13 protein-coding genes, 2 tRNA genes, 6 rRNA genes and 1 other annotated feature are annotated in these 24,516 nt (G+C 38.7%); all 21 genes read left to right on the top strand.

Annotated elements, in window-relative coordinates; all coding sequences use genetic code 11:
• The first annotated feature begins 248 nt into the window (after window positions 1–248).
• Window positions 249–1,765, top strand: a 16S ribosomal RNA gene (locus tag NON08_RS04815).
• 45 nt (window positions 1,766–1,810) lie between these two features.
• Window positions 1,811–1,887: transfer RNA gene (locus NON08_RS04810), tRNA-Ile, on the top strand.
• Window positions 1,888–2,025: 138 nt separating this feature from the next.
• Window positions 2,026–4,938, top strand: a 23S ribosomal RNA gene (locus tag NON08_RS04805).
• A gap of 49 nt (window positions 4,939–4,987) precedes the next feature.
• Window positions 4,988–5,104, top strand: a 5S ribosomal RNA gene (gene rrf / locus NON08_RS04800).
• Window positions 5,105–5,530: 426 nt separating this feature from the next.
• A 16S ribosomal RNA gene (locus NON08_RS04795) occupies window positions 5,531–7,043 on the top strand.
• A gap of 176 nt (window positions 7,044–7,219) precedes the next feature.
• Window positions 7,220–10,130 (top strand): 23S ribosomal RNA (locus NON08_RS04790).
• A 49-nt stretch (window positions 10,131–10,179) separates the two neighbouring features.
• Window positions 10,180–10,296 (top strand): 5S ribosomal RNA (rrf, locus tag NON08_RS04785).
• The 16S, 23S and 5S rRNA genes sit together here with 1 tRNA gene alongside, the layout of an rRNA operon.
• Before the next feature lie 172 nt (window positions 10,297–10,468).
• The gene (rpmG, locus tag NON08_RS04780) at window positions 10,469–10,621 is read left to right on the top strand and encodes a 50S ribosomal protein L33 (protein ID WP_023051526.1); all 153 of its coding nucleotides are present in this window, start codon (window positions 10,469–10,471) and stop codon (window positions 10,619–10,621) included.
• 68 nt (window positions 10,622–10,689) lie between these two features.
• Window positions 10,690–10,765, top strand: a tRNA-Trp gene (locus NON08_RS04775).
• A gap of 35 nt (window positions 10,766–10,800) precedes the next feature.
• Window positions 10,801–10,983, top strand: a complete 183-nt coding sequence (gene secE, locus NON08_RS04770) for a preprotein translocase subunit SecE (protein WP_023051525.1) — start codon at window positions 10,801–10,803, stop codon at window positions 10,981–10,983.
• Window position 10,984: 1 nt separating this feature from the next.
• Window positions 10,985–11,584: a transcription termination/antitermination protein NusG gene (gene nusG / locus NON08_RS04765; RefSeq protein ID WP_256690305.1), complete on the top strand. Its 600-nt coding sequence runs from the start codon at window positions 10,985–10,987 to the stop codon at window positions 11,582–11,584.
• A gap of 70 nt (window positions 11,585–11,654) precedes the next feature.
• Entirely contained in the window at window positions 11,655–12,080 is a 426-nt protein-coding gene (gene rplK, locus NON08_RS04760; protein ID WP_256690304.1) for a 50S ribosomal protein L11, read from the top strand.
• An 80-nt stretch (window positions 12,081–12,160) separates the two neighbouring features.
• Window positions 12,161–12,865, top strand: a complete 705-nt coding sequence (gene rplA / locus NON08_RS04755) for a 50S ribosomal protein L1 (protein WP_256690303.1) — start codon at window positions 12,161–12,163, stop codon at window positions 12,863–12,865.
• A gap of 77 nt (window positions 12,866–12,942) precedes the next feature.
• Window positions 12,943–13,085, top strand: a sequence feature (ribosomal protein L10 leader region).
• Window positions 13,086–13,103: 18 nt separating this feature from the next.
• A complete protein-coding gene (rplJ, locus tag NON08_RS04750) occupies window positions 13,104–13,628 on the top strand; it encodes a 50S ribosomal protein L10 (RefSeq protein ID WP_256690302.1) in 525 nt (174 codons plus the stop codon).
• Between the two features lie 76 nt (window positions 13,629–13,704).
• Window positions 13,705–14,067, top strand: a complete 363-nt coding sequence (rplL, locus tag NON08_RS04745; protein WP_256690301.1) for a 50S ribosomal protein L7/L12 — start codon at window positions 13,705–13,707, stop codon at window positions 14,065–14,067.
• A 209-nt stretch (window positions 14,068–14,276) separates the two neighbouring features.
• The gene (gene rpoB, locus NON08_RS04740) at window positions 14,277–17,774 is read left to right on the top strand and encodes a DNA-directed RNA polymerase subunit beta (protein ID WP_256690300.1); all 3,498 of its coding nucleotides are present in this window, start codon (window positions 14,277–14,279) and stop codon (window positions 17,772–17,774) included.
• Between the two features lie 68 nt (window positions 17,775–17,842).
• Window positions 17,843–21,787: a DNA-directed RNA polymerase subunit beta' gene (rpoC, locus tag NON08_RS04735; protein ID WP_256690299.1), complete on the top strand. Its 3,945-nt coding sequence runs from the start codon at window positions 17,843–17,845 to the stop codon at window positions 21,785–21,787.
• A 56-nt stretch (window positions 21,788–21,843) separates the two neighbouring features.
• Window positions 21,844–22,719, top strand: a complete 876-nt coding sequence (locus NON08_RS04730; protein ID WP_256690298.1) for a YicC/YloC family endoribonuclease — start codon at window positions 21,844–21,846, stop codon at window positions 22,717–22,719.
• A gap of 12 nt (window positions 22,720–22,731) precedes the next feature.
• A complete protein-coding gene (gmk, locus tag NON08_RS04725; protein WP_256690297.1) occupies window positions 22,732–23,286 on the top strand; it encodes a guanylate kinase in 555 nt (184 codons plus the stop codon).
• A gap of 9 nt (window positions 23,287–23,295) precedes the next feature.
• Window positions 23,296–23,514, top strand: a complete 219-nt coding sequence (gene rpoZ, locus NON08_RS04720; RefSeq protein ID WP_256690295.1) for a DNA-directed RNA polymerase subunit omega — start codon at window positions 23,296–23,298, stop codon at window positions 23,512–23,514.
• Window positions 23,507–24,496: an FAD:protein FMN transferase gene (locus NON08_RS04715; protein WP_256690294.1), complete on the top strand. Its 990-nt coding sequence runs from the start codon at window positions 23,507–23,509 to the stop codon at window positions 24,494–24,496. Before rpoZ ends, NON08_RS04715 begins: the two co-directional genes overlap by 8 nt.
• Window positions 24,497–24,516 lie beyond the last annotated feature (20 nt).

Here is a 24,516-nt window from a genome sequence, read left to right as displayed (position 1 = left end):
TAGAAAGAAAATACTTTCTATCTTTTTTTTATTTTAAAAAAAAATAAAAAAAATAAAAAAAAGTAGTTGACGAAGTTTAAAATTTATGGTACTATTATTTTTGTCAGCGGGAAACACCGCAGACGAAAAAACAGAAGGACATTAACAACCGAATAGAGAAAATAGTCAGAAGTTATGAAAATAACAAATGCCAGAAATGGCAAACCAATAAATGGTGTAAACGTAAGTCTTAGGACTTTAAATATATTTGAATGAAGAGTTTGATCCTGGCTCAGGATGAACGCTGACAGAATGCTTAACACATGCAAGTCGATTCAAGTTACCTTCGGGTAATGAGGATGGCGGACGGGTGAGTAACGCGTAAGGAACTTGCCTCTTGGTCTGGGACAACTGTTGGAAACGACAGCTAATACCGGATATTATGAGATTCTCGCATGGGAAACTTATGAAAGCTATATGCACCAAGAGAGAGCCTTGCGTTCCATTAGCTAGTTGGTGGGGTAACGGCCCACCAAGGCGACGATGGATAGCCGGCCTGAGAGGGTGAACGGCCACAAGGGGACTGAGACACGGCCCTTACTCCTACGGGAGGCAGCAGTGGGGAATATTGGACAATGGGCCACAAGCCTGATCCAGCAATTCTGTGTGCACGATGAAGGTCTTCGGATTGTAAAGTGCTTTCAGTTGGGAAGAAGAAAGTGACGGTACCAACAGAAGAAGCGACGGCTAAATACGTGCCAGCAGCCGCGGTAATACGTATGTCGCAAGCGTTATCCGGATTTATTGGGCGTAAAGCGCGTCTAGGCGGAAAAATAAGTCTGATGTTAAAATGCGGGGCTCAACTCCGTATTGCGTTGGAAACTGTTTTTCTAGAGTACTGGAGAGGTGGGCGGAACTACAAGTGTAGAGGTGAAATTCGTAGATATTTGTAGGAATGCCGATGGAGAAGTCAGCTCACTGGACAGATACTGACGCTGAAGCGCGAAAGCGTGGGGAGCAAACAGGATTAGATACCCTGGTAGTCCACGCCGTAAACGATGATCACTAGGTGTTGGGGGTCGAACCTCAGCGCCCAAGCTAACGCGATAAGTGATCCGCCTGGGGAGTACGCACGCAAGTGTGAAACTCAAAGGAATTGACGGGGACCCGCACAAGCGGTGGAGCATGTGGTTTAATTCGACGCAACGCGAGAAACCTTACCAGCGTTTGACATCCTAAGAAGTTTCTAGAGATAGATTCGTGCCGGCTTGCCGGAACTTAGTGACAGGTGGTGCATGGCTGTCGTCAGCTCGTGTCGTGAGATGTTGGGTTAAGTCCCGCAACGAGCGCAACCCCTATTGTATGTTGCTACCATTAAGTTGAGCACTCATGCGATACTGCCTGCGATGAGCAGGAGGAAGGTGGGGATGACGTCAAGTCATCATGCCCCTTATACGCTGGGCTACACACGTGCTACAATGGGCAGTACAGAGAGTTGCCAACCCGCGAGGGTGAGCTAATCTCTTAAAGCTGTTCTTAGTTCGGATTGTACTCTGCAACTCGAGTACATGAAGTTGGAATCGCTAGTAATCGCAAATCAGCATGTTGCGGTGAATACGTTCTCGGGTCTTGTACACACCGCCCGTCACACCACGAGAGTTGGTTGCACCTGAAGTAGCAGGCCTAACCGTAAGGAGGGATGTTCCTAAGGTGTGATTAGCGATTGGGGTGAAGTCGTAACAAGGTATCCGTACGGGAAGGTGGGGATGGATGGATCACCTCCTTTCTAAGGAGACTAACTTTTTCTCTATTCGATTGATGATGTTCTTATGCGTTTGTAGCTCAGGTGGTTAGAGCACACGCCTGATAAGCGTGAGGTCGGTGGTTCGAGTCCACTCAAACGCACCATTATACATTATCAAACTTGGACATTGGAAACTATATAGTAGATATTGAGAAAATATTCTAAATTAACTAACAATTCATTTTTAAGTCAATCTTAAATTGAGTAGTTAGTCTGTCTAAATAATATGAATTATATTACAAGGTTAAAATATTAAGGGCACACGAAGGATGCCTAGGAAGTAAGAGCCGATGAAGGACGTGGTAAGCTGCGATAAGCTTGGTGGAGTTGCAATCGAACTGTGATGCCAAGATTTCCGAATGGAGAAATCTGCTAAGATGGAGTCTTAGCACGAAAGAGGGAACCGGGTGAACTGAAACATCTAAGTAACCCGAGGAAAAGAAAGTAAAAACGATCCCCTAAGTAGCGGCGAGCGAACGGGGGTGAGCCCAAACCGTAGATGTGCCAAGGATGCAGCCGTTGCATCTACGGGGTAGCGGGAAGATCGTCTGAAGAACTGCAAGGTATTCGACATTATGATACGCCGAACTGGAAAGGTCTGGAAAGGCCTGCCGTAGAGAGTGAAAGCCTCGTACAGGTAAACCGTATCAAATGTATGATCTCTCCCAAGTAGCACGGAACACGAGGAATTCTGTGTGAATCTGCGAGGACCATATCTCGTAAGGCTAAATACTCTTACTTACCGATAGCGCATAGTACCGTGAGGGAAAGGTGAAAAGAACCCCGGGAGGGGAGTGAAATAGAACCTGAAATCGTGTGCTTACAAGCGGTCAGAGCCCTTTGGGGTGATGGCGTGCCTTTTGGAGAATGATCCTGCGAGTTACGTTCAGTGGCAAGGTTAAGTTTAACGGAGCCGAAGGGAAACCGAGTCTGAATAGGGCGACATAGTCGCTGGGCGTAGACGCGAAACCTGGTGATCTAAGCCTGTCCAGGGTGAAGCTGTGGTAAGACACAGTGGAGGCCCGAACTCACCGCCGTTGAAAAGTTGGGAGATGAGGTAGGTTTAGGGGTGAAAAGCCAATCGAACCAGGAGATAGCTCGTTCTCTCCGAAATGCATTTAGGTGCAGCCTTGAGTGTTCCATTATGGGGTAGAGCACTGAATGACCTAGGGGCATACTGCTTACCGAAGTCAATCAAACTCCGAATACCATAATTCTAGAGCTCAGGAGTGAGACTATGGGAATTAACTTCCATGGTCAAAAGGGAAACAACCCAGACCACCAGCTAAGGTCCCTAATTATAACTAAGTGGGAAAGGAGGTGGAGATTCACAAACAACCAGGAGGTTGGCTTAGAAGCAGCCATACCTTTAAAGAGTGCGTAATAGCTCACTGGTCGAGAGTCTCTGCGCCGACAATGTAACGGGGCTAAGTTATAAACCGAAGCTGTGGAGTTGCGTAAGCGACTGGTAGGAGAGCGTTCTGTAGGCCGTTGAAGGAGAATCGACAAGAGACTCTGGAGGTATCAGAAGTGAGAATGCAGGAATAAGTAGCGAGAATGGGGGCGAGAATCCCCCACGCCGGAAGACCAAGGGTTCCAGGGTAAAGTTTGTCTCCCCTGGGTAAGCCGGGTCCTAAGCCGAGGCTAGATTGCGTAGGCGAATGGAAAACAGATTAATATTTCTGTGCCACTGATATCAAGTGATGGAGGGACGCAGGAGGTTATGCACGCTGGCGAACGGAAGTGCCAGTTCAAGCATGTAGCGTGGTCTAGTAGGAAAATCCGCTAGACTAAACGTGAGGTGTGATGAGGAGTCGTAAGATGGAAGGTGCAAATACCACACTGCCGAGAAAAGCTTCTAAGCGTTATAAAGATATTAGTGCCCGTACCCCAAACCGACACAGGTGGTCAGGATGAGAAATCTAAGGCGGACAGGCTAACTCTCGTTAAGGAACTCTGCAAAATAGCCCCGTAACTTCGGGAGAAGGGGTGCCTTTTATGGTGAGCGTACACGCGACGCAAAGCTATGAGAGGCCGCAGTGAAGAGTCTCAGGCGACTGTTTAACAAAAACACAGGTCTATGCTAAGCTGTAAGGCGACGTATATGGGCTGACACCTGCCCAGTGCCGGAAGGTTAAGAGGAGGAGTGAGAGCTCCGAATTGAAGCCCCGGTGAACGGCGGCCGTAACTATAACGGTCCTAAGGTAGCGAAATTCCTTGTCGGGTAAGTTCCGACCTGCACGAATGGTGTAACGATCTGAGAGCTGTCTTGACGGGAGGCCTGGTGAAATTGTATTACCGGTGAAGATACCGGTTACCTGCAGTAGGACGGAAAGACCCCATGGAGCTTTACTGTAGCTTGGTATTGGGTTTTGGCATCGTATGTATAGGATAGTTGGGAGACTAAGATGTGTGGTCGCTAGATTACGCGGAGTCACTGGTGGAATACCAACCATACTATGTCGGAATTCTAATTAGGTTTGTACCCTCGAAGACAGTGCTAGGTGGGCAGTTTGACTGGGGCGGTCGCCTCCGAAAGAGTAACGGAGGCGTTCAAAGGTTCTCTCAGGTTGGATGGAAATCAACCGTAGAGTGCAATGGCATAAGAGAGCTTAACTGCGAGACTGACGGGTCGAGCAGGTGCGAAAGCAGGACATAGTGATCCGGCGATTCCGAATGGAAGGGTCGTCGCTCAACGGATAAAAGCTACCCTGGGGATAACAGGCTGATTCTACCCGAGAGTCCATATCGACGGTAGAGTTTGGCACCTCGATGTCGGCTCATCGCATCCTGGGGCTGGAGAAGGTCCCAAGGGTTGGGCTGTTCGCCCATTAAAGCGGTACGTGAGCTGGGTTCAGAACGTCGTGAGACAGTTCGGTCCCTATCCACTGTAGGCGTTAGAGTATTGAGAAGATCTGTCCTTAGTACGAGAGGACCGGGATGGACAAACCTCTGATGTACCAGTTGTCACGCCAGTGGCACAGCTGGGTAGTCACGTTTGGAACAGATAACCGCTGAAAGCATCTAAGCGGGAAACTGACTTCAAGATAAGTACTCTTTAAGATACCTTCGAGACTAGGAGGTTGATAGGTTGGGGGTGTAAGAGTTGTGAGACTTTTAGCTGACCAATACTAATATATCGAAGTTTTAACCTTAATATGCTACTATATAGTTTCAAGTGTTCAAGAACACAAATAAATATTGATTGGCAACGATAGCTATGGAGGTACACCCAGTAACATTTCGAACCTGGAAGTTAAGCCCATAAACGCTGAAAGTACTTGGGGGGCAGCCCCCTGGGAGGATAGGAAGTTGCCAATCTTTTTTTATTTTTTGCAAAAAAAATACTTATAGAAGCATTTTTATTGCTACTATAAGTCCTAGAAAAACAATTGTGGTATTAAAAGTTTTTTTCTTTTTTTTAGAAAAATTTAAATTTAAATAAGTTGAATTTTTATTAAAATAAAAAAATAAAAAATATTTTTTTAGCAAACAAAGTCAATAAAAACAAAGTCTAATGATATAAATTACTATATATATTTTAAAAAAAGAAAAAAAGTTTGTTGACAAAATTCATATGCTGTGGTATGATTATATATGTCAGTGGGGAACGCCACAGACGAAGGAAAACTAAAGGACATTAACAACCGAATAGAGAAAATAGTCAGAAGTTATGAAAATAACAAATGCCAGAAATGGCAAACCAATAAATGGTGTAAACGTAAGTCTTAGGACTTTAAATATATTTGAATGAAGAGTTTGATCCTGGCTCAGGATGAACGCTGACAGAATGCTTAACACATGCAAGTCGATTCGATTTATCTTCGGGTAATGAGGATGGCGGACGGGTGAGTAACGCGTAAGGAACTTGCCTCTTGGTCTGGGACAACTGTTGGAAACGACAGCTAATACCGGATATTATGAGATTCTCGCATGGGAAACTTATGAAAGCTATATGCGCCAAGAGAGAGCCTTGCGTTCCATTAGCTAGTTGGTGGGGTAACGGCCCACCAAGGCGACGATGGATAGCCGGCCTGAGAGGGTGAACGGCCACAAGGGGACTGAGACACGGCCCTTACTCCTACGGGAGGCAGCAGTGGGGAATATTGGACAATGGGCCACAAGCCTGATCCAGCAATTCTGTGTGCACGATGAAGGTCTTCGGATTGTAAAGTGCTTTCAGTTGGGAAGAAGAAAGTGACGGTACCAACAGAAGAAGCGACGGCTAAATACGTGCCAGCAGCCGCGGTAATACGTATGTCGCAAGCGTTATCCGGATTTATTGGGCGTAAAGCGCGTCTAGGCGGAAAAATAAGTCTGATGTTAAAATGCGGGGCTCAACTCCGTATTGCGTTGGAAACTGTTTTTCTAGAGTACTGGAGAGGTGGGCGGAACTACAAGTGTAGAGGTGAAATTCGTAGATATTTGTAGGAATGCCGATGGAGAAGTCAGCTCACTGGACAGATACTGACGCTGAAGCGCGAAAGCGTGGGGAGCAAACAGGATTAGATACCCTGGTAGTCCACGCCGTAAACGATGATCACTAGGTGTTGGGGGTCGAACCTCAGCGCCCAAGCTAACGCGATAAGTGATCCGCCTGGGGAGTACGCACGCAAGTGTGAAACTCAAAGGAATTGACGGGGACCCGCACAAGCGGTGGAGCATGTGGTTTAATTCGACGCAACGCGAGAAACCTTACCAGCGTTTGACATCCTAAGAAGTTTCCAGAGATGGATTCGTGCCGGCTTGCCGGAACTTAGTGACAGGTGGTGCATGGCTGTCGTCAGCTCGTGTCGTGAGATGTTGGGTTAAGTCCCGCAACGAGCGCAACCCCTATTGTATGTTGCTACCATTAAGTTGAGCACTCATGCGATACTGCCTGCGATGAGCAGGAGGAAGGTGGGGATGACGTCAAGTCATCATGCCCCTTATACGCTGGGCTACACACGTGCTACAATGGGCAGTACAGAGAGTTGCCAACCCGCGAGGGTGAGCTAATCTCTTAAAGCTGTTCTTAGTTCGGATTGTACTCTGCAACTCGAGTACATGAAGTTGGAATCGCTAGTAATCGCAAATCAGCATGTTGCGGTGAATACGTTCTCGGGTCTTGTACACACCGCCCGTCACACCACGAGAGTTGGTTGCACCTGAAGTAGCAGGCCTAACCGTAAGGAGGGATGTTCCTAAGGTGTGATTAGCGATTGGGGTGAAGTCGTAACAAGGTATCCGTACGGGAACGTGCGGATGGATCACCTCCTTTCTAAGGAGACTAACTTTTTCTCTATTCGATTGATAGTGTTCTTTACTATCAAACTTGGACATTGGAAACTATATAGTAGATATTGAGAAAATATTCTAAATTAACTAACAATTCATTTTTAAGTCAATCTTAAATTGAGTAGTTAGTCTGTCTAAATAATATGAATTATATTACAAGGTTAAAATATTAAGGGCACACGAAGGATGCCTAGGAAGTAAGAGCCGATGAAGGACGTGGTAAGCTGCGATAAGCTTGGTGGAGTTGCAATCGAACTGTGATGCCAAGATTTCCGAATGGAGAAATCTGCTAAGATGGAGTCTTAGCACGAAAGAGGGAACCGGGTGAACTGAAACATCTAAGTAACCCGAGGAAAAGAAAGTAAAAACGATCCCCTAAGTAGCGGCGAGCGAACGGGGGTGAGCCCAAACCGTAGATGTGCCAAGGATGCAGCCGTTGCATCTACGGGGTAGCGGGAAGATCGTCTGAAGAACTGCAAAGTATTCGACATTATGATACGCCGAACTGGAAAGGTCTGGAAAGGCCTGCCGTAGAGAGTGAAAGCCTCGTACAGGTAAACCGTATCAAATGTATGATCTCTCCCAAGTAGCACGGAACACGAGGAATTCTGTGTGAATCTGCGAGGACCATATCTCGTAAGGCTAAATACTCTTACTTACCGATAGCGCATAGTACCGTGAGGGAAAGGTGAAAAGAACCCCGGAGGGGAGTGAAATAGAACCTGAAATCGTGTGCTTACAAGCGGTCAGAGCCCTTTGGGGTGATGGCGTGCCTTTTGGAGAATGATCCTGCGAGTTACGTTCAGTGGCAAGGTTAAGTTTAACGGAGCCGAAGGGAAACCGAGTCTGAATAGGGCGACATAGTCGCTGGGCGTAGACGCGAAACCTGGTGATCTAAGCCTGTCCAGGGTGAAGCTGTGGTAAGACACAGTGGAGGCCCGAACTCACCGCCGTTGAAAAGTTGGGAGATGAGGTAGGTTTAGGGGTGAAAAGCCAATCGAACCAGGAGATAGCTCGTTCTCTCCGAAATGCATTTAGGTGCAGCCTTGAGTGTTCAATTATGGGGTAGAGCACTGAATGACCTAGGGGCATACTGCTTACCGAAGTCAATCAAACTCCGAATACCATAATTCTAGAGCTCAGGAGTGAGACTATGGGAATTAACTTCCATGGTCAAAAGGGAAACAACCCAGACCACCAGCTAAGGTCCCTAATTATAACTAAGTGGGAAAGGAGGTGGAGATTCACAAACAACCAGGAGGTTGGCTTAGAAGCAGCCATACCTTTAAAGAGTGCGTAATAGCTCACTGGTCGAGAGTCTCTGCGCCGACAATGTAACGGGGCTAAGTTATAAACCGAAGCTGTGGAGTTGCGTAAGCGACTGGTAGGAGAGCGTTCTGTAGGCCGTTGAAGGAGAATCGACAAGAGACTCTGGAGGTATCAGAAGTGAGAATGCAGGAATAAGTAGCGAGAATGGGGGGCGAGAATCCCCCACGCCGGAAGACCAAGGGTTCCAGGGGAAAGTTTGTCCCCCGTGGGTAAGCCGGGTCCTAAGCCGAGGCTAGATTGCGTAGGCGAATGGAAAACAGATTAATATTTCTGTGCCACTGATATCAAGTGATGGAGGGACGCAGGAGGTTATGCACGCTGGCGAACGGAAGTGCCAGTTCAAGCATGTAGCGTGGTCTAGTAGGAAAATCCTAGACTAAACGTGAGGTGTGATGAGGAGTCGTAAGATGGAAGGTGCAAATACCACACTGCCGAGAAAAGCTTCTAAGCGTTATAAAGATATTAGTGCCCGTACCCCAAACCGACACAGGTGGTCAGGATGAGAAATCTAAGGCGGACAGGCTAACTCTCGTTAAGGAACTCTGCAAAATAGCCCCGTAACTTCGGGAGAAGGGGTGCCTTTATGGTGAGCGTACACGCGACGCAAAGCTATGAGAGGCCGCAGTGAAGAGTCTCAGGCGACTGTTTAACAAAAACACAGGTCTATGCTAAGCTGTAAGGCGACGTATATGGGCTGACACCTGCCCAGTGCCGGAAGGTTAAGAGGAGGAGTGAGAGCTCCGAATTGAAGCCCCGGTGAACGGCGGCCGTAACTATAACGGTCCTAAGGTAGCGAAATTCCTTGTCGGGTAAGTTCCGACCTGCACGAATGGTGTAACGATCTGAGAGCTGTCTTGACGGGAGCCCTGGTAAATTGTATTACCGGTGAAGATACCGGTTACCTGCAGTAGGACGGAAAGACCCCATGGAGCTTTACTGTAGCTTGGTATTGGGTTTTGGCATCGTATGTATAGGATAGTTGGGAGACTAAGATGTGTGGTCGCTAGATTACGCGGAGTCACTGGTGGAATACCAACCATACTATGTCGGAATTCTAATTTGAGGTTTGTACCCTCGAAGACAGTGCTAGGTGGGCAGTTTGACTGGGGCGGTCGCCTCCGAAAGAGTAACGGAGGCGTTCAAAGGTTCTCTCAGGTTGGATGGAAATCAACCGTAGAGTGCAATGGCATAAGAGAGCTTAACTGCGAGACTGACGGGTCGAGCAGGTGCGAAAGCAGGACATAGTGATCCGGCGATTCCGAATGGAAGGGTCGTCGCTCAACGGATAAAAGCTACCCTGGGGATAACAGGCTGATTCTACCCGAGAGTCCATATCGACGGTAGAGTTTGGCACCTCGATGTCGGCTCATCGCATCCTGGGGCTGGAGAAGGTCCCAAGGGTTGGGCTGTTCGCCCATTAAAGCGGTACGTGAGCTGGGTTCAGAACGTCGTGAGACAGTTCGGTCCCTATCCACTGTAGGCGTTAGAGTATTGAGAAGATCTGTCCTTAGTACGAGAGGACCGGGATGGACAAACCTCTGATGTACCAGTTGTCACGCCAGTGGCACAGCTGGGTAGTCACGTTTGGAACAGATAACCGCTGAAAGCATCTAAGCGGGAAACTGACTTCAAGATAAGTACTCTTTAAGATACCTTCGAGACTAGGAGGTTGATAGGTTGGGGGTGTAAGAGTTGTGAGACTTTTAGCTGACCAATACTAATATATCGAAGTTTTAACCTTAATATACTACTATATAGTTTCAAGTGTTCAAGAACACAAATAAATATTGATTGGCAACGATAGCTATGGAGGTACACCCAGTAACATTTCGAACCTGGAAGTTAAGCCCATAAACGCTGAAAGTACTTGGGGGGCAGCCCCCTGGGAGGATAGGAAGTTGCCAATCTTTTTTTATTTTGGAGTAAAGAAAAAACTGTTGACAAAAATGGAAAAAAGTGGTATTATCATCTATGTCTTAAAAAGAAAGCAATAAATAAGGAAACTCTTGTTTACCATACAATAAGCTATAAGGTATGGGAGGATTTGTGATATCCGTTAGATGAGTGGAGGTGTAAAGAGTGAGAGTAAATATTCAATTAGAGTGTACAGAGTGTAAAAGAAGAAACTACAGTACTTCAAAGAATAAGAAGAACACTACTGAAAGATTAGAATTAAATAAATACTGTAAATGGGACAAAAAAGTAACATTACATAAAGAAACTAAAAAATAATTCTTAGTCTAAGAAGCCTATGTGCTTCTTGATTAATTATTTAAAGTAAAACATTTGCAACAACATGCAGGTCAATGGCTCAATTGGCAGAGCATCGGTCTCCAAAACCGAGGGTTGGGGGTTCGATTCCCTCTTGACCTGCCATTTTTTTTATAAATTAAAATTACTGGTGGTGCAAAATGGGACTAATTAATGATGTAAGAAGAGAGTATTCTAAGGTTCAATGGCCTAGAAGAAAAGAGATTGTTGCAGCAACTAGTTGGGTTGTTGCTATGAGTATATTTTTAGGAATATACTTAGGAGTTTTCGATATAATTGCTTCAAGACTTTTAAAGATGCTTGTATCTCTCTTTGGAGGATAAAATGGAAAAAAGCTTAGTGAAAAAATGGTTTATGATTCATACTTATTCGGGGTATGAGAAAAAAGTTAAAACGGACTTAGAACAGAAGATAGAAACTTTAGGTTTATCTAATATAGTAACTAAAGTTTTAGTTCCTGAAGAGGAAACTATTGAAGAGAGAAGAGGAAAGAAAAAGGTTATTTCAAGAAAACTATTTCCTGGGTATGTTATGCTAGAAATGGAAGCTACTAGAGAGGAAAGTGGAGATGGAATCAACTTTAGAGTAGACTCTGATGCTTGGTATGTTGTTAGAAATACTAATGGTGTAACAGGATTCGTTGGTGTAGGATCTGATCCGATTCCAATGGAAGATGATGAAGTAGAAAATATCTTCTCTGTTATAGGATACAAAAATGATGAGGATGAGAAAGCACTAAAAGAAGTTATAAAAGTTGACTATGAAGTAGGAGACTATGTAAAACTTCTATCTGAAGGTTTTGAAAACCAAGAAGGAAAAGTTGCAGAAATCGATATGGAACATAGAAAAGTTAAGGTAATGATGGAGATGTTTGGAAGAATGACTCCTATTGAAGTTGATCTTAACAGTGTAGAGAAAGCTTAATTAAATAAAATTAAGCCAGTGGGAGATCGCAAGATCAATACCACAATTTTATGGAGGTGTAATTTAAACAATGGCAAAAGAAGTAATCGGATTAATAAAACTACAATTACCTGCTGGAAAAGCTAACCCTGCTCCACCAGTAGGACCAGCATTAGGACAACACGGAGTTAACATTATGGAATTCTGTAAGGCGTTCAATGCAAAAACTCAAGATAAAGCAGGATGGATTATCCCAGTTGAAATCTCTGTTTATAACGACAGATCTTTCACATTTATCTTAAAAACTCCACCAGCATCTGATTTATTAAAGAAAGCAGCTGGAATTCAATCAGGAGCTCAAAACTCTAAAAAAGAAGTAGCTGGAACTATAAATACAGCTAAATTAAGAGAAATCGCTGAAACTAAGATGCCAGATTTAAATGCTGGATCAGTAGAAGCTGCTATGAACATCATAGCTGGATCAGCAAGATCAATGGGAATTAAAATAGAGGACTAATTAGAAGTCAATTCTTATTTATGTGATATTAAGTGGTAGGATGTAAACATCCGTTTAACCACAGGAGGAGGAAATTTTCAATGGCAAATAAAAGAGGTAAAAAATACCTAGAAATAGCTAAATTAGTTGAGCAAGGAAGACTATACGAGGTTAAAGAAGCTATAGAACTTGTAAGAAAAACAAGAACAGCTAACTTCGTAGAGACAGTTGAGATAGCATTAAGATTAGGAGTAGATCCTAGACATGCTGACCAACAAGTTAGAGGTACAGTAGTACTTCCACACGGAACAGGAAAGACAGTTAAAATCTTAGCAATCACTTCAGGAGCTAACATAGAGAAAGCTTTAGAAGCTGGAGCAGATTATGCTGGAGCAGAAGAGTATATCGAGAAAATTCAACAAGGTTGGTTTGACTTTGATATCGTAATCGCAACTCCAGACATGATGCCTAAATTAGGAAGATTAGGAAGAGTTTTAGGAACTAAAGGTTTAATGCCTAACCCTAAGTCAGGAACAGTTACACCAGATATCGCAACGGCAGTATCTGAGTTCAAGAAAGGAAAACTTGCATTTAGAGTAGACAAGTTAGGATCAATCCATGCGCCAATTGGTAAAGCAGATTTCTCTGAAGAAGCTTTATTAGAGAACTTTACAGCGTTCATAAATGAGATTGTAAGATTAAAGCCATCTGCATCTAAAGGTCAATACTTAAGAACTGTTGCAGTTTCTTTAACAATGGGACCAGGAGTTAAGATGGATCCAGTTTTAGTTGCAAAAAATGCTTAATTAAAATTTGCAAAAATTTAAATTATGTGTTATAATTATAAAGTTGTAAAATTATAACTTAAAAAGTTGGATAAATAATTAAATATAGATCCAAACCAAAGACCGTAGGTGACGTAAGTCTTAAATATCCTACCGAGGTTGGAAGAAGGTATTCACTAACCTCATAGTTAGATTTTGAACCTCCGTTCCTACCTTGGAGCGGAGGTAATTTTAGAGTAAAAGAGGAGGTGAATCAATAATGGCAACTCAATTAAAAAAGGAACTTGTAGCTGAATTAGTTGAAAAAATTTCTAAAGCTCAATCAATCGTTTTAGTTGACTATCAAGGTCTTAAAGTTAATCAAGAGACTGAGTTAAGAAAACAAATGAGAGAAAACGGAGCTGAGTACTTAGTTGCTAAGAACAGACTGTTCAAAATAGCACTAGCTGAGGCTGGTATCGCTGATAAATTCGATGATTTACTAGAGGGGACTACTGCATTTGCATTCGGATATGCTGATCCAGTAACTCCAGCAAAGGTAGTTTACGATGTAGAAGCGGCTCAAGCAAAAGCAAACGCAAAAGCTAAGAAAACTATATTCACTATAAAAGGTGGAGTATTAACTGGTAAGAGAGTTGAAGCTGCAGAGGTAGTAGCACTAGCTAAATTACCTTCTAGAGAGCAACTTCTTTCTATGGTTCTTAACGGAATGCTTGGACCAGTTAGAAAACTTGCTTATGCAACTGTGGCAATCGCTGAGAAGAAAGAAGCAGCTGCTGAGTAATCACTTGTTGATTTTAGAGTATTATTGATTTAATAAAAAAAGAAGAAAAATTAGGAAAATTTAAGGAGGATTTATAATGGCATTCAATAAAGAGCAATTCATAGCTGATTTAGAAGCTATGTCAGTATTAGAGTTAAGAGAATTAGTAACAGCTTTAGAGGAGCACTTCGGTGTTACTGCTGCTGCACCAGTAGCTGTAGCTGCTGCTGAGGGACCAGCTGCAGAGGAGAAAACAGAATTTGATGTAGTTTTAACTGCAGCAGGAGCTAATAAAATAGCTGTAATCAAAGAAGTAAGAGCAATTACTGGATTAGGATTAAAAGAAGCTAAAGAGTTAGTAGATAACGGTGGAACATTAAAAGAGGGAGCTTCTAAAGAAGAGGCTGAAGCTATAAAAGCTAAATTAACTGAAGCTGGAGCTACAGTAGAGGTTAAGTAATAGCCCTTACAAAGTTGCCTTAAGCAACTAGTTATACTTAAATAAAAAAAATAGGCACTCTAATGGGGTGCCTTTTTACTCATTATAATGAAAATTATTAAAAATCTATTAAAAGTAAGTTAATACTTAATCTTTTGAAAATAAAAGGGCTTTTATTTTCCAAAGATTAGGTATTGATCACTATATGAAATAGTAAGGAGTGTGAATTGATGGGGAAACTCGTTGAAAGATTGAATTTTGGAAGAATCGAAGAAAGAGGTACTATGCCTCATTTTTTAGAATTCCAACTGGATTCCTATGAAGATTTTCTACAAGCTAAGGAGGCTCCACTTAACAGAAAAGATAAGGGGCTAGAATCTGCTTTTAGAGAAATATTCCCTGTTGAATCTTCAAATGGAGATATAAAATTAGAGTATGTTTCTTATGAGTTACATGAAGCGGAAGCTCCATTGAATGATGAGCTTGAATGTAAGAAAAGAGGGAAAACTTATTCTGCGTCTTTAAAAGTAAGATTAAGACTTACTAACAAAAAGAGTGGAAACGAAATCCAAGAAACACTTGTTTATTTTGGAGAAGTTCCTTTAATGACTGAAAGAGGGACATTTATAATAAATGGTGCTGAAAGAGTTGTTGTATCACAGTTACATAGATCTCCAGGAGTATCATTTAACAAAGAGGTTAATATTCAAACAGGAAAAGACTTGTTCTCTGGAAAAATTATTCCGTATAAAGGGACTTGGCTAGAGTTTGAAACTGATAAAAATGATTTCTTAAGCGTTAAAATTGACAGAAAGAAAAAAGTTTTAGCAACTGTATTTTTAAAAGCTGTTGATTTCTTTGATACAAATGAAGAGATAATGGATGAATTTTTAGAAGAAAAAGAAATTAACTTATCAGAATATTATGCAAGATATTCAAATAAAGAAGAGTTAATAAGTGTATTAAAAACTAAAATCGAAGGAAGCTTTATTAAAGAAGATGTGTTTAATGAGGAGACTGGAGAAATTTTACTTGAGACTAAGCAATTGATTACAGAAGCTGTAATATTTGATTTAGTTGATTTAAAAATAGAAAATATTTTAGTTTGGGAAGTTAAACCAGAGGATAAAGTATTTGCTAATACGATTGTAAATGATACTGGTGATACAAAAGAAGAAGCTGTAACAGAGGTATTTAAGAAATTAAGACCAGGAGATTTAGTAACAATAGATTCAGCTAGATCTTTAATAAAACAAATGTTCTTTAATCCACAGAGATATGATTTAGAACCTGTTGGAAGATATAAAATGAATAAAAGATTAAAATTAGATCTTCCAGAAGATGAGATCCTATTAACAAAAGAGGACGTAATCGCAACTGTAAAGTACGTTATTAATTTAAATAATGGAAAAGGACATACAGATGATATAGATAATCTTTCTAATAGAAGAGTTAGAGGGGTTGGAGAGTTGCTGTTAATGCAAATTAAAGCAGGACTTTCTAAAATGGGTAAAATGGTAAAAGAGAAAATGACAATACAAGATGTAGAGACATTAACTCCACAATCATTACTAAATACTAGACCTTTAAATGCTTTAGTATTAGATTTCTTTGGATCAGGACAATTATCACAATTCATGGACCAATCAAATCCTCTTGCTGAATTAACTCACAAAAGAAGAATATCAGCATTAGGACCTGGAGGACTTTCAAGAGAAAGAGCAGGATTCGAAGTTAGAGACGTTCATGACTCTCACTATGGAAGAATTTGTCCAATAGAAACTCCAGAAGGACCAAACATTGGACTTATTGGATCTTTAGCTATATATGCTAAAGTAAATTCATATGGATTTATAGAAACTCCATACGTTAAGGTGGAAAATGGAATAGCTAATTTTGATGATATTCATTATTTAGCAGCAGATGAAGAAGAAGGATTATTCATAGCCCAAGCGGATACAAAGATTGGTGAAAATGGAGAGCTTTTAGGAGATGTTGTATGTAGATATGGACATGAAATAGTTAATATTTCAGGAGAAAAAGTTCATTATTTAGATGTATCACCTAAACAAGTTGTATCAGTTTCAGCAGGATTAATTCCATTCCTTGAGCATGATGACGCCAATAGAGCACTTATGGGATCAAACATGCAAAGACAGGCTGTTCCGTTATTAAGAACAGAAGCTCCATTTATAGGAACAGGACTTGAAAGAAAAGTTGCTGTTGATTCAGGAGCTGTAATTTCAGCTAAAGCAAAAGGTAAAGTTACTTATGTAGATGCAAAAGAAATTATAATTGAAGATGCAGAAGGAAAAGTTTACAGACATAGATTATTAAACTTTGAAAGATCAAACCAAGCAATGTGTTTACATCAAACACCATTAGTTGACTTAGGACAAGAGGTAGAATTAGGACAAGTAATTGCTGATGGACCTGCAACAAAAGGTGGAGACTTAGCTTTAGGAAGAAATATTCTAATGGCATTCATGCCTTGGGAAGGATATAACTACGAGGATGCTATTCTTATATCAGATAGATTAAGAAAAGATGACGTATTTACATCTATCCATATAGAAGAATATGAAATAGAAGCAAGAAATACTAAGTTAGGTGATGAAGAGATTACAAGAGAAATACCAAATGTATCTGAAGAAGCTTTAAAGAATTTAGATTCTAGAGGTATAATTGTAGTTGGATCAGAGGTTGGACCAGGAGATATATTAGTTGGAAAAACAGCACCAAAAGGTGAATCTGAGCCGCCAGCAGAAGAAAAGTTATTAAGAGCTATCTTCGGAGAAAAAGCTAGAGATGTAAGAGATACATCTTTAAAAATGCCTCATGGATCTAAAGGAACAGTTGTTGAAGTTCTTGAATTATCAAGAGAGAATGGAGATGAATTAAAAGCTGGAGTAAATAGATCAATAAGAGTATTTATAGCTGAAAAAAGAAAAATAACTGTTGGAGATAAAATGTCAGGAAGACACGGTAATAAAGGTGTTGTTTCTAGAGTATTACCAGCAGAAGATATGCCATTCTTAGCAGATGGTACACACTTAGACGTTGTAATCAATCCACTTGGAGTTCCTTCACGTATGAACATCGGACAGGTTCTAGAGGTTCACTTAGGAATGGCAATGGGTAAATTAAATGGTGGAACATATTTATCAACTCCAGTATTTGATGGTGCAACAGAAGAGCAAGTAAAAGATTATTTAGAGAAAGCTGGATATCCAAGAAAAGGTAAGGTTACTTTATTTGATGGAAGAACTGGAGATAAATTTGATAATCCAGTAACAGTTGGAAGAATGTATATGTTAAAACTTCACCATCTTGTTGAAGATAAGATGCATGCAAGAGCAATTGGACCATACTCATTAGTAACACAACAACCTCTTGGAGGAAAAGCACAATTCGGAGGACAAAGACTTGGAGAGATGGAGGTTTGGGCTTTAGAAGCATACGGAGCATCAAATATACTTCAAGAAATGTTAACGGTTAAGTCTGACGATGTAACAGGTAGAACAAAAACTTATGAAGCAATTGTAAAAGGTGAAGAGATGCCAGAGGCAGACTTACCAGAGTCATTTAAGGTTCTATTAAAAGAGTTCCAAGCTTTAGCGCTAGATGTAGAACTTTTTGATTTTGACAATGAGTTAATTAATGTTAACGAAGAGTTAGGAAAAGACGAAACAATCGTTGAGTTTTCTTTATCTGACCAAATAAACTAATTTTAAGTAAAATTGAATATGATGATAGATGAAAGCTTTATCTCATTTAAGGAGGCTTTGTATTTAATATGGGAATTAAAAGTTTTGAGAAGATTAGAATTAAACTAGCTTCTCCAGAGAAGATAGAAGAATGGTCGTACGGAGAAGTTACGAAACCAGAAACAATAAACTATAGAACATTAAATCCAGAGATGGATGGATTGTTCTGTGAAAGAATATTTGGACCGTCAAAAGATTGGGAATGTTCTTGTGGAAAATATAAAAGAATGAGATACAAAGGACTAGTTTGTGAGAAGTGTGGAGTTGAAGTAACTAAGTCTAAAGTAAGAAGAGAGAGAATGGGGCATATTGCATTAGCTGCCCCAGTAGCTCATATTTGGTATTCTAAAGGAACACCGAATAAAATGTCACTTATTTTAGGTATTTCTCCAAAAGAGTTAGAATCAGTTCTATACTTTGCTAGATATATAGTAACAGCTAGTGAAGAGCCAACTTTAAAAATTGGTAAAATTATAACTGAAAAAGAGTACAAGTTATATAAGCAAATGTACGGAAAACAATTTGAAGCAAAGATGGGAGCAGAAGCTATTTTAAAACTATTAGAAATGATAGATTTAGAAGAGTTAAGAGTAGAGTTAGAAAAAGAACTTGAAGATGTAAATTCCGCTCAAAAGAGAAAGAAGTTAGTAAAAAGATTAAAAATAACTAGAGATTTTATAGCATCAGGAAATTTACCACAATGGATGATATTAAAAAATGTTCCTGTTATTCCAGCTGATTTAAGACCAATGGTTCAATTAGATGGTGGAAGATTTGCTACTTCAGATTTAAATGATTTATATAGAAGAGTTATTAATAGAAATAATAGATTAAAGAGACTTTTAGAAATAAAAGCTCCAGAAATCGTTGTTAAAAATGAGAAAAGAATGCTACAAGAAGCAGTTGATGCTCTGATTGATAATGGAAGAAGAGGAAAACCAGTTGTTGCTCAAAATAACAGAGAGTTAAAATCACTTTCTGATATGTTAAAAGGAAAGCAAGGTAGATTTAGACAAAACCTTCTTGGAAAAAGAGTAGATTACTCTGCAAGATCGGTTATCGTTGTAGGACCTTCTTTAAAAATGCACCAGTGTGGAATTCCTAAAAAGATGGCTCTTGAGCTATACAAACCTTTCATAATGAGAGAGTTAGTAAAAAGAGAGTTAGCTTCTAATATAAAAACAGCAAAAAAATTAGTTGAAGATGCTGATGATAAAGTTTGGGATGTAATTGAGGATGTTATTCAAGATCACCCTGTTTTATTAAACAGAGCTCCAACACTACATAGACTATCAATACAAGCTTTTGAACCAGTATTAATAGAAGGAAAGGCAATAAGATTACATCCGTTAGTATGTTCAGCATTTAATGCGGACTTCGATGGAGACCAAATGGCCGTTCACTTAATGTTATCACCAGAAGCTATAATGGAAGCAAAACTTCTTATGTTAGCACCTAATAATATTATATCTCCATCAAATGGAGAACCAATAGCTGTACCATCTCAGGATATGGTTATGGGATGTTTCTACATGACAAAGGATAGACCAGGTGCAAGAGGAGAAGGAAAATCTTTCTCTAACAAAGAACAAGTTCTAACAGCTTACGATAGAGATATTATAGATACTCATGCTATTGTAAATGTTAGAATCAATGGTGAAATGGTAAAAACAACTGCAGGAAGAATTATGTTTAATGAGATGTTACCAGAAGTAAATAAGCAATATGATGTAACGTTTGGAAAATCTCAACTTAAAAAGCTTATTGGTAAATTATATGAAATGCATGGATTTACAAAAACTGCAGAATTGATAAATGATATAAAAAACTTTGGATATCATTATGCAACATTTGCTGGAGTTTCAGTAGGAATTGAAGATTTAGAAATTCCAGAAAGTAAGAAATCTATTTTAGAAGAAGCTGACCAAAAGGTTGCAGAAATCGAAGCTGATTACAAATCTGGAAAAATCATAAACGAAGAGAGATATAGAAAAACAGTAGCTCTTTGGTCTGAAACAACAGCTAAAGTAACAGATGCAATGATGAGTGGACTAGATCAGTTTAACCCAGTTTACATGATGGCGAACTCTGGAGCCAGAGGATCTATTGCACAGATGAGACAGCTTGCGGCAATGAGAGGAAACATGGCCGATACACAAGGTAGAATCATTGAGGTGCCAATTAAAGCCAACTTCAGAGAAGGACTAACAGTATTAGAATTCTTCATGTCATCACATGGAGCTAGAAAAGGACTGGCAGATACAGCTTTAAGAACTGCCGATTCAGGATATTTAACAAGAAGACTTGTTGATATTTCTCATGAGGTTATTGTAAATTCAGTTGATTGTGGAACTCACGAAGGAATTGAAGTAGCAGAACTAGTTTCAGATGGACAAGTTATTGAGAAATTATCAGAAAGATTAATTGGAAGAGTTCCTGCTGAAGATGTAATCTTTGAAGGTGAAGTAATCGCTAGAAGAAATGAGATGTTTACAAAAGAACAAATCGCTAGAATTACAGAATTAGAAATAAAGAAGATAAAAATTAGATCTCCATTAACATGTGACCTTGAAAAAGGAGTTTGTCAAAAATGTTATGGAATGGATTTAGCTAACCATAAAGAAATCTTACTAGGAGAAGCGGTTGGAGTTATAGCAGCTCAATCAATTGGAGAACCTGGTACGCAGCTAACAATGAGAACATTCCATACAGGAGGAGTTGCCACAGCTACTGCTGCTGCAACAAGTATCAAAGCTGAAAATACTGGAAAGGTTATATTTAAAGATATAAAACTTCTAGAAAATCAAGAAACACAAGAGAAAATTGTTGTTTCACAATCGGCTAAGATTTTAATAGGAAATTATGACTATGAAATTGCTTCAGGATCTATCTTAAAAGTTGAAGAAGGTCAAGAAGTAAAACCAGGAGATATCCTAGTTACATTTGATCCATACCATATTCCTATTATTGCAAATCAAGATGGAAGAATTGAATATAGAGAGTTATATGTAAAAGAGAACTTTGATGAGAAATATAATGTTACAGAGTACATGGCTATAAAAACTGTAGAATCTGGAGATTCAAACCCAAGAGTAGTTATATTTGATGAAGATGGAACTGCAAAAGAAAGCTATTCAATTCCATTTGGAGCATATTTAATGGTAAGAGAAGGAGAATCTGTAAGAACAGGACAGATTATAGCAAAAATCATTAAAGAGGGAGAAGGTACAAAGGATATCACTGGAGGTCTTCCAAGAATTCAAGAGTTATTCGAAGCTAGAAACCCTAAAGGAAAAGCTATTTTATCAGAAATAGATGGAAAAGTTGAAGTTACTGGAAGAAAGAAGAAAGGTATGAGAGTAATTATTATCAGATCTACTTCTGATACAGAAAACTTTAGAGAGTATTTAGCTCCGGTTGGAGAACATTTAGTTGTAACAGACGGAATGTTAATAAAAGCAGGAGATAAAATTACAGATGGAGCTATATCACCATTTGACGTTCTAAACATCAAAGGATTAGTTGCAGCAGAGCAGTTTATACTAGAGTCTGTGCAACAAGTATATAGAGACCAAGGAGTTACTGTAAATGATAAGCATATAGAGATTATCGTTAAGCAGATGTTTAAGAAAGTAAGAATAGTAGATTCAGGAGCTTCATTATTCTTAGAAGATGAGGTTGTAGAAAAGAGAGTTGTTGAGTTAGAAAACAATAAATTAAGAGCTGAAGGAAAAGCAGAAATCAAATATGAGCCTGTAATTCAAGGTATTACAAAAGCAGCTGTTAATACAGGAAGTTTCATTTCAGCAGCATCATTCCAAGAAACTACAAAAGTTCTTTCAAATGCAGCAATAGAAGGTAAAGAAGACTACTTAGAGGGACTAAAAGAAAACGTAATTATAGGTAAGAAAATTCCAGCAGGTACTGGATATAAGGCTTATAAAAACATAGTTCCAGTTGAGATAGAGGACTAATAAAATAGGCGACTTTGTCGCCTATTTTAGCATTTTATTTATGAGAGGTTGATGTTATGAGAAGTATGACAGGGTATTCAAAAGAATATTTTGAAAATGAGAAGTATGCAATATCTTTAGAGATAAAAAGCGTTAATAATAAAAACTTAAATTTAAAAATAAAATCACCTCATATGCTAAATTTTTTGGAAAATAAAATCAGAACAGAGGTTGCTTCTAAAGTTACAAGAGGAAGTATAGATTTAAAAATTGAATTTCAAGACAAAAGAGAAGTTGATAATCTATTTGAATATGATAAAAATATGACAGCTTCTTATTTGAAAGTTTTAAATGCTATAGAAAATGAATATGATGAAAAGTTTAGCAATAAACTTGATTTACTAGTTAAGAATTTAAATGTCATTAGAAGAAATGATTTAGAAATAGATGAAAATGAGTATGAAAATATTGTAATAGAAAAGCTTCATTTACTATTAGATTCTTTCATTGAAATGAAAGAAGCAGAAGGTATTAGAATGAAAAATTATTTTTTACAATGTATTGATACAATTGAGAAAAATGTCCAGGAAATAAAAAAATTAAAAGAAAATATAGTTTTAAATTATAAAGAAAAATTATTGGAAAGACTTTCCAAAATAACAGACTTAGAATTTAATGACGAATCTTTATTAAGAGAAGTTCTTTTATTTACTGATAAATCTGATATTTCAGAAGAAGTTTCTAGATTAGAAAGTCATCTTTTTCAATTAAAAATAGAATTAGATTCAACAAATACAGGTGTAGGAAAAAAAATTGATTTTATTCTTCAAGAGATTTTTAGAGAGTTAAATACCTCAGGAGTAAAATGTAATTTATATGATATTTCAAAATTAATTGTAGAATGTAAAAATGAAATAGAAAAAATTAGAGAACAAGCTCTAAATATAGAATAAAGGAGAATGCAAATGAAAAAGGGAGAACTATTTATTGTATCTGGACCGAGTGGTGCAGGAAAATCGACAATATGTAGAATAGTTAGAAAACAGCTAGGTATTAATTTAGCAACTTCAGCTACAACTCGTGCTCCAAGAGAGGGAGAGTTACATGGGAGAGATTACTATTTCTTATCAGTAGATGAGTTTAAAACTAAAATAGAAAATAACGAATTTTTAGAATATGCAACTGTTCATACTAACTACTATGGAACTTTAAAATCTGAAGTGGAATCAAGATTAACAGCTGGTGAAAATGTCATTCTTGAAATAGATGTTCAAGGTGGACTTCAGGTAAAAGCAGTTTATCCAGATGCTCACTTAATATTCTTCAAAACTCCAACAATGGAAGATTTAGAGAGAAGACTAAGAGGAAGAAAAACTGATAGTGAAGAAACTATTCAACTTAGATTAAAAAATTCTATAAAAGAGTTAGAGTACGAAAAAGATTATGATATAACTATTATTAACTATACAGTTGAAAAATCATGTGACGAATTAGTAAAAATTATAAAGTCTAAAAACTAGGAGGATCTTATGAAAAAGGTAATTACTTATGACGAATTATTAGAAAAAATACCTAATAAATATACGTTAACAATAACAGCTGGTAAAAGAGCTAGAGAAATTGGTAAAGGGGCACCAGTACTTACAAAAGTTTCTAAGAAAGATACAGTTGTAAAGAAAACTTTTAGAGAAATTATAGATGGAAAAATCACTTTTGGTGAAAGTGCGGAGGATTTAATAAATGAGTAAGAGTAGAAATATATTTCTACTCTTTTTACTTTTTTTGTTGTTAGTAGGATGTGACAAAAAAATTAAAAGAGTAGATGAAGAAAGATTTGCTTTTGGAACTTTTTTTAAAATTTCTGTATTTTCTGACAATGAAAAAAGGACTAAAGAAGATATAGAGAAAGCTTTTCAAGAGATAGAAAGAATTGATTCGAAATACAATAGTAAAGTGAAGGGAAGCTTAGTAGATAACTTAAATAACCTAAAACAAGAAAACTTTGATGATGAAGGGTTATACTTACTATCTGAAGTAAATAAAGCTTACAAATTATCTAATGGAAAATATGATATAACTATGGAACCTTTGATGACTGCTTGGGGATTTTCAGAGGATGTTCCTCCAAGAGAAACTTTACCAACTAATTTAGAACTTGAAGCAGCAGCAGAAAAAGTAGACTTTTCTCAAATAAAAGTAGATGGAAATATAGTCACTATAAAGAAAGATGACGTGAAAATAGATACAGGATCATTTTTAAAGGGTTATGCAGTACAAAAAGCAGGTCAAGAGTTAAGAAAAGCTGGAGTGAAAAGTGGATTTATATCGGCTATATCTAGTATAGAGGCTATTGGGTCAAAAGGGGATGGAACTCCTTGGAAAATTGGTATACAAAATCCAAATAATCCTTCAGAAATTTTAGGTATTGTAGAACTTAATAACCAAAGTATGGGAGTTTCAGGAGACTATCAAACATATGTAGAAATAAATGGAAAAAGATACCACCATATTATAGATAAAGAAACAAAATTTCCTGTCCAAGATAAGAAAATGGTTGTTGTTGTGAATAAAAATTCTTTAGAAGCAGATTTATATTCAACTACATTTTTTTTAATGCCAATAGAAAAAGTTCTAGAAAAGGCCAATGAGACGCCAGATTTAGATGTATTGATTGTTGATAAAAATGATGAAATCTATATTTCTAAAAATTTAAAATTCAATAAAAAATAACAAAAAATAAAGAAAAAAAG

Origin of the sequence: Cetobacterium sp. NK01 (assembly GCF_024506395.1) — a bacterium.
GTDB classification, from domain to species: Bacteria; Fusobacteriota; Fusobacteriia; order Fusobacteriales; family Fusobacteriaceae; genus Cetobacterium_A; species Cetobacterium_A somerae_A.
This window is presented reverse-complemented; position numbering and strand designations above follow the sequence as displayed.

What these genes read in the sequence shown, in the direction of transcription:
- secE (WP_023051525.1), top strand. Translation starts at nt 10,801, where the DNA reads ATGGGACTAATTAATGATGTAAGAAGAGAGTATTCTAAGGTTCAATGG.
- nusG (WP_256690305.1), top strand. Translation starts at nt 10,985, where the DNA reads ATGGAAAAAAGCTTAGTGAAAAAATGGTTTATGATTCATACTTATTCG.
- rplK (WP_256690304.1), top strand. Translation starts at nt 11,655, where the DNA reads ATGGCAAAAGAAGTAATCGGATTAATAAAACTACAATTACCTGCTGGA.
- rplA (WP_256690303.1), top strand. Translation starts at nt 12,161, where the DNA reads ATGGCAAATAAAAGAGGTAAAAAATACCTAGAAATAGCTAAATTAGTT.
- rplJ (WP_256690302.1), top strand. Translation starts at nt 13,104, where the DNA reads ATGGCAACTCAATTAAAAAAGGAACTTGTAGCTGAATTAGTTGAAAAA.
- rplL (WP_256690301.1), top strand. Translation starts at nt 13,705, where the DNA reads ATGGCATTCAATAAAGAGCAATTCATAGCTGATTTAGAAGCTATGTCA.
- rpoB (WP_256690300.1), top strand. Translation starts at nt 14,277, where the DNA reads ATGGGGAAACTCGTTGAAAGATTGAATTTTGGAAGAATCGAAGAAAGA.
- rpoC (WP_256690299.1), top strand. Translation starts at nt 17,843, where the DNA reads ATGGGAATTAAAAGTTTTGAGAAGATTAGAATTAAACTAGCTTCTCCA.
- NON08_RS04730 (WP_256690298.1), top strand. Translation starts at nt 21,844, where the DNA reads ATGAGAAGTATGACAGGGTATTCAAAAGAATATTTTGAAAATGAGAAG.
- gmk (WP_256690297.1), top strand. Translation starts at nt 22,732, where the DNA reads ATGAAAAAGGGAGAACTATTTATTGTATCTGGACCGAGTGGTGCAGGA.
- rpoZ (WP_256690295.1), top strand. Translation starts at nt 23,296, where the DNA reads ATGAAAAAGGTAATTACTTATGACGAATTATTAGAAAAAATACCTAAT.
- NON08_RS04715 (WP_256690294.1), top strand. Translation starts at nt 23,507, where the DNA reads ATGAGTAAGAGTAGAAATATATTTCTACTCTTTTTACTTTTTTTGTTG.